The sequence below is a fragment of the Bradyrhizobium sp. genome (assembly GCF_050014615.1).
In the GTDB taxonomy this organism is placed as follows: Bacteria; Pseudomonadota; Alphaproteobacteria; order Rhizobiales; family Xanthobacteraceae; genus Bradyrhizobium.
In genome coordinates, this window is sequence record NZ_JBEKCZ010000321.1 from 1 (window position 1) to 3,827 (window position 3,827).

Sequence of the window (3,827 nt, forward strand, 5' to 3'; positions counted from 1 at the left end):
CGTCCGCCGCTGGCCGAGGTATCGTACCACTGATCGTGCCAACGACCGTCAATGAGCAATCCCATTTTCATTCTCCTTGCAAATTATCGGCGAGCATTGGCCGTATCCGCCCGTCGTCGACTATCGATGGTGTTCGGGCCGCAGCCGGATAACGCTTCCGTGACCGGCGCGCGATTGCCGCGCAATCGCCTTTAAGATTAACGGCGGATTTATGAATTAGTGGCAGGTAGATACTCTGGAATGCGGAGTGATCGAATGCCCAGATTTGGAATTGGCGCTAAACTGCTGGCGTTCTCGGTCATGATCTTTGTCGGCTACGCCTTCCTGGCCGGGCTCGCGAGCCACAAGATTCACCAGACCATCAGCGCCGAGCGCGTCGAGATGGTGCGGCACCTCGACGAAACCGCGGTCTCCATGGTCAAAAGCGCCTATGCCCGCGCCCAGAGCGGCGAGCTGACCGAGGACGCCGCCAAGACGCTGGTCAAGAACCAGCTGAGGACGTTGCGGTACGGCACCGGCGAATATTTTTACGTCCATGATTATGACGGGGTCAACATCGTGCACGGGGCCAAGCCCGAGCGCGAAGGCCAGAACTACTATGGCTTCATCGACCCAAGCGGCAGGCAAATCATCAAGGAGCAGATCGATGCCGCGCGCAACGGCACCGGCGCTGTCATTGCCCTCAGCCCTCTGGCGCGCGGAAACTCGAATGATCCCGTGACCAAGCTGAGCTATGCGATCGCGTTCGACCCCTGGCGCTGGGCGATCAGCACCAGCGTCTATGTCGACGATATCGATGCGCGCTTCGCCGAGGTGGCCTGGCAGTTCTTCTCGATCGCCGTCATCGTCGGCCTGTTCATGATGGCCTGCGCCTGGATCCTGTCACGCAAGATCACCCGGCCGCTCGGCCGTCTGGTCCAGTTTACCGAGCAGCCGCTGTCCGAGGCGCCGTCGAGCGATTTCAAGCGCGATCTCACCTTGAAGGACGAAATCGGCACCGTGGCGCGCGCGTGCCAGGTGTTCAAGGAGAAATCGGCGGAAGCCGAACGGCTGCGCGCCGAGGTCGACGTTCAGAAGACTGAGGCCGAAGCGTCGCGCCGCGAAGCCCTGGCCGGCATGGTGACGACCGTCGAGACCGAAACCGACACCGCGGTGACCGGTATCGACAGCCGGATGACGGCGATGACCGAGGCGGCGGCGGTGATGAGCCGGTCGGCGGGACTGGTCGGCGCCAGCTCCCAGACCGTCGCGGCGGCCTCCGCGCAAGCGCTCGCCAACGCGCAGACCGTGGCCAGCGCCACCGAACAATTGTCGAGCTCGATCCGCGAGATCAGCGTCCAGGTCAACAATGCGACCAAGGCCACGACCGTCGCGGTCGGCCGCAGCGACCACGCCCGCACCACGATCGCCACGCTGGCCGAAGCCGTGGCGCGGGTCGGCCAGGTCACGACGCTGATTTCGGAGATCGCCTCGCAGACCAATCTGCTGGCGCTCAATGCGACGATCGAGGCGGCGCGCGCCGGTGACGCCGGCAAGGGCTTTGCCGTGGTCGCCAGCGAGGTCAAGAATCTGGCGACCCAGACCGCCCGCTCGACCGAGGAAATCAACCGCCAGATCAACGAAATCCAGAGCATCACGCAGGAAACCGTGCGCGGCATGGACGAGGTCAGCGGCACCGTGCGCACGATCGACGAAATTGCCAGTTCGATTGCCGCCGCGGTCGAGCAACAGCACGCCGCGACCACCGAGATCGCCCGCAACGTCACCGAGACCGCCAATGGCGCCCGCGAGGTTTCGACCCGGATTGCCGAAGTCTCGGGCGAGGCGACGCGTCTGGGCGATGAGGCGGGGCGGGTTCACAGCTACGCGGCCGATGTCACCGACGCGGTATCCTCGCTGCGGCGGGTCATCGTCCACGCCGTCCGCAGCTCGGCCGCGGCCTAAGCTCCATCGCCTTCTAAACGGCATCGGGGGTGAGATTGAATGGTCATCCCGCAGAAGCTTGATATTGAGGTCGCGAAGTCCGGCTCGGTCTCCGGGCTTTTGACCAGTCCACCTGAGGCGCGCGCGTGTTTTGTCTTTGCCCACGGGGCAGGGGCCGGGATGACCCATCCCTTCATGGCAACGTTTGCGGCTGGCCTTGGCGAACGCGGTATTGCGACGTTGCGCTATCAGTTTCCCTATATGGAAAAAGGCAGCCGGCGGCCCGATCCGCCGGCCGTCGCACACGCCACGGTGCGCGCCGCGGTGGCGGAAGCCGCACGGGCCTGTCCGGGGTTGCCGTTGATCGCGGGCGGCAAATCCTTCGGCGGACGCATGACGTCACAGGCGCAGGCGATCACGCCGCTGGCCGGCGTCCAGGGGCTGGCGTTCCTTGGCTTTCCCTTGCATCCGGCCGGCAAGCCGTCCAGCGAGCGCGCCAACCACCTCGCCGAGGTGCAGGTGCCGATGCTGTTCATGCAGGGCACCCGCGACAACCTTGCGGAGCTGACGCTGATTGAGCCTGTCGTTACCAGGATCGGGCCGTTGGCGTCGCTGCATCTGGTCAGCGGCGCCGATCATTCCTTCCACGTGCCGGCGCGTTCGGGACGCAACGACCGCGAGGTCATGAAGGAAATCCTGGATACGTTCTCGACCTGGATCGGCGCGCTCGAAGTTTTGTGAATCAGAGAATGCGGCCGGCGATCCGGAAGCCGCTCAACAGCCCCGGCAGATGCTGTGCAACTGCCGGTTCAGCTCGATGTCTTCGTGCTTCATCTGCTCCAGCGATTCCATGCTTTTGGCATTGTCAGAGGCGCGCGCGGTTTCTGCCTGGCGTTTGGCGGCAAGCGCCGTTTCCTGACGCTCATAACAGGCTTCCCGCTCCGGCTTCGCCTGGATGAACCGGCATTGCTCCACCGCCGCCAAGGTGGGAGCGGCGCCGAACAGGAGCGCAAGCATGACAGGTGCAAAAAGCTTCAAAGCCGTCGGTCCTTTGCCTTAACGCGTCATCGATCGAACAGAACACGAGCAACACTACGCGGGCATGTCGGCCCGCCTGCATATCAACACGCCTGTATGTCAGCCCTCGCGTTGAACGCCATAGGTCCTGTCGCGCAGCCGCCGCATTCCCGCCAGCCAGCGGTCGATGCCGGAGGCCTTGCGCTGCATATATTCATGGACGCCCGGGTGGGACAATATCAGGAAGCGCTCGGCCTCCATCGCCTCGATCACGATGCGCGCCACTTCAGCCGGCTGCATCACGCCGTCGACCCTTGCCGCGCTCGGGCCCGCCGTCGTCATGCCCGTTTGCACCGACTGCGGACAAAGCACGGACACGCGGATGCCGCGGTCGCCATATTGAATAGCCAGATGCTCGGCCAGCGCCACCGCGGCATGCTTGGTCACGCCATACGGCATCGAGTTCAGCGAGGCCAGCAGGCCCGCCGCGGAGGCGGTGTTCAGGAGATAGCCGGAGCCCCGCGCCAGCATGCCCGGCACCAGTGCGCGGGCCGCGAAAACATGGCTCATGACATGCACCCGCCAGCTCACATCCCAGTCGGCATCGGACGCGCTCTCCTGTCCCTTGCGCGACAGGCCGGCATTGGAAAAGAAGATATCCACCGGCCCGAACCTGGCCTCGGCCGCTGATATCAGCGCCTGAATATCGCTTTCCTGGCCGACGTCGGCGGTGACGGCAAACCCGTCGATATCGCCGGCGACGCCGGCCAGCCGGTCGCGCGAGGATTTGAGGTCGGCGACCACCACGCCACGCGCGCCGGCCTGCGCATAAGCCCGCGCGACCGCCTCACCGATGCCGCTCGCCGCGCCGGTGACAACGCAGACCT

4 protein-coding genes are annotated in these 3,827 nt (G+C 64.8%); 2 read left to right on the top strand and 2 right to left on the bottom strand.

Annotation, left to right across the window (positions count from 1 at the left end):
- The first annotated feature begins 255 nt into the window (after positions 1-255).
- Both ABR948_RS28845 and ABR948_RS28850 read left to right on the top strand, forming a co-directional pair.
- On the top strand, positions 256-1,944 hold the full coding sequence (locus tag ABR948_RS28845; RefSeq protein ID WP_428124605.1) for a methyl-accepting chemotaxis protein: 1,689 nt from the start codon (positions 256-258) through the stop codon (positions 1,942-1,944).
- Positions 1,945-1,983: 39 nt separating this feature from the next.
- Positions 1,984-2,664: an alpha/beta hydrolase family protein gene (locus ABR948_RS28850; RefSeq protein ID WP_428124607.1), complete on the top strand. Its 681-nt coding sequence runs from the start codon at positions 1,984-1,986 to the stop codon at positions 2,662-2,664.
- Positions 2,665-2,697: 33 nt separating this feature from the next.
- Here the strand turns inward: ABR948_RS28850 and ABR948_RS28855 are convergent, their stop codons facing one another.
- Together ABR948_RS28855 and ABR948_RS28860 are read right to left on the bottom strand one after the other, a co-directional pair.
- The gene (locus ABR948_RS28855) at positions 2,698-2,961 is read right to left on the bottom strand and encodes a hypothetical protein (RefSeq protein ID WP_428124610.1); all 264 of its coding nucleotides are present in this window, start codon (positions 2,959-2,961) and stop codon (positions 2,698-2,700) included.
- A 99-nt stretch (positions 2,962-3,060) separates the two neighbouring features.
- A partial coding sequence (locus ABR948_RS28860; protein WP_428124612.1) for an SDR family oxidoreductase occupies positions 3,061-3,827 on the bottom strand: 767 nt, incomplete at its 5' end.

Excerpts from the sequence above, each read along its gene's own strand:
- ABR948_RS28845 (WP_428124605.1), top strand. The coding sequence starts at position 256 with ATGCCCAGATTTGGAATTGGCGCTAAACTGCTGGCGTTCTCGGTCATG.
- ABR948_RS28850 (WP_428124607.1), top strand. The coding sequence starts at position 1,984 with ATGGTCATCCCGCAGAAGCTTGATATTGAGGTCGCGAAGTCCGGCTCG.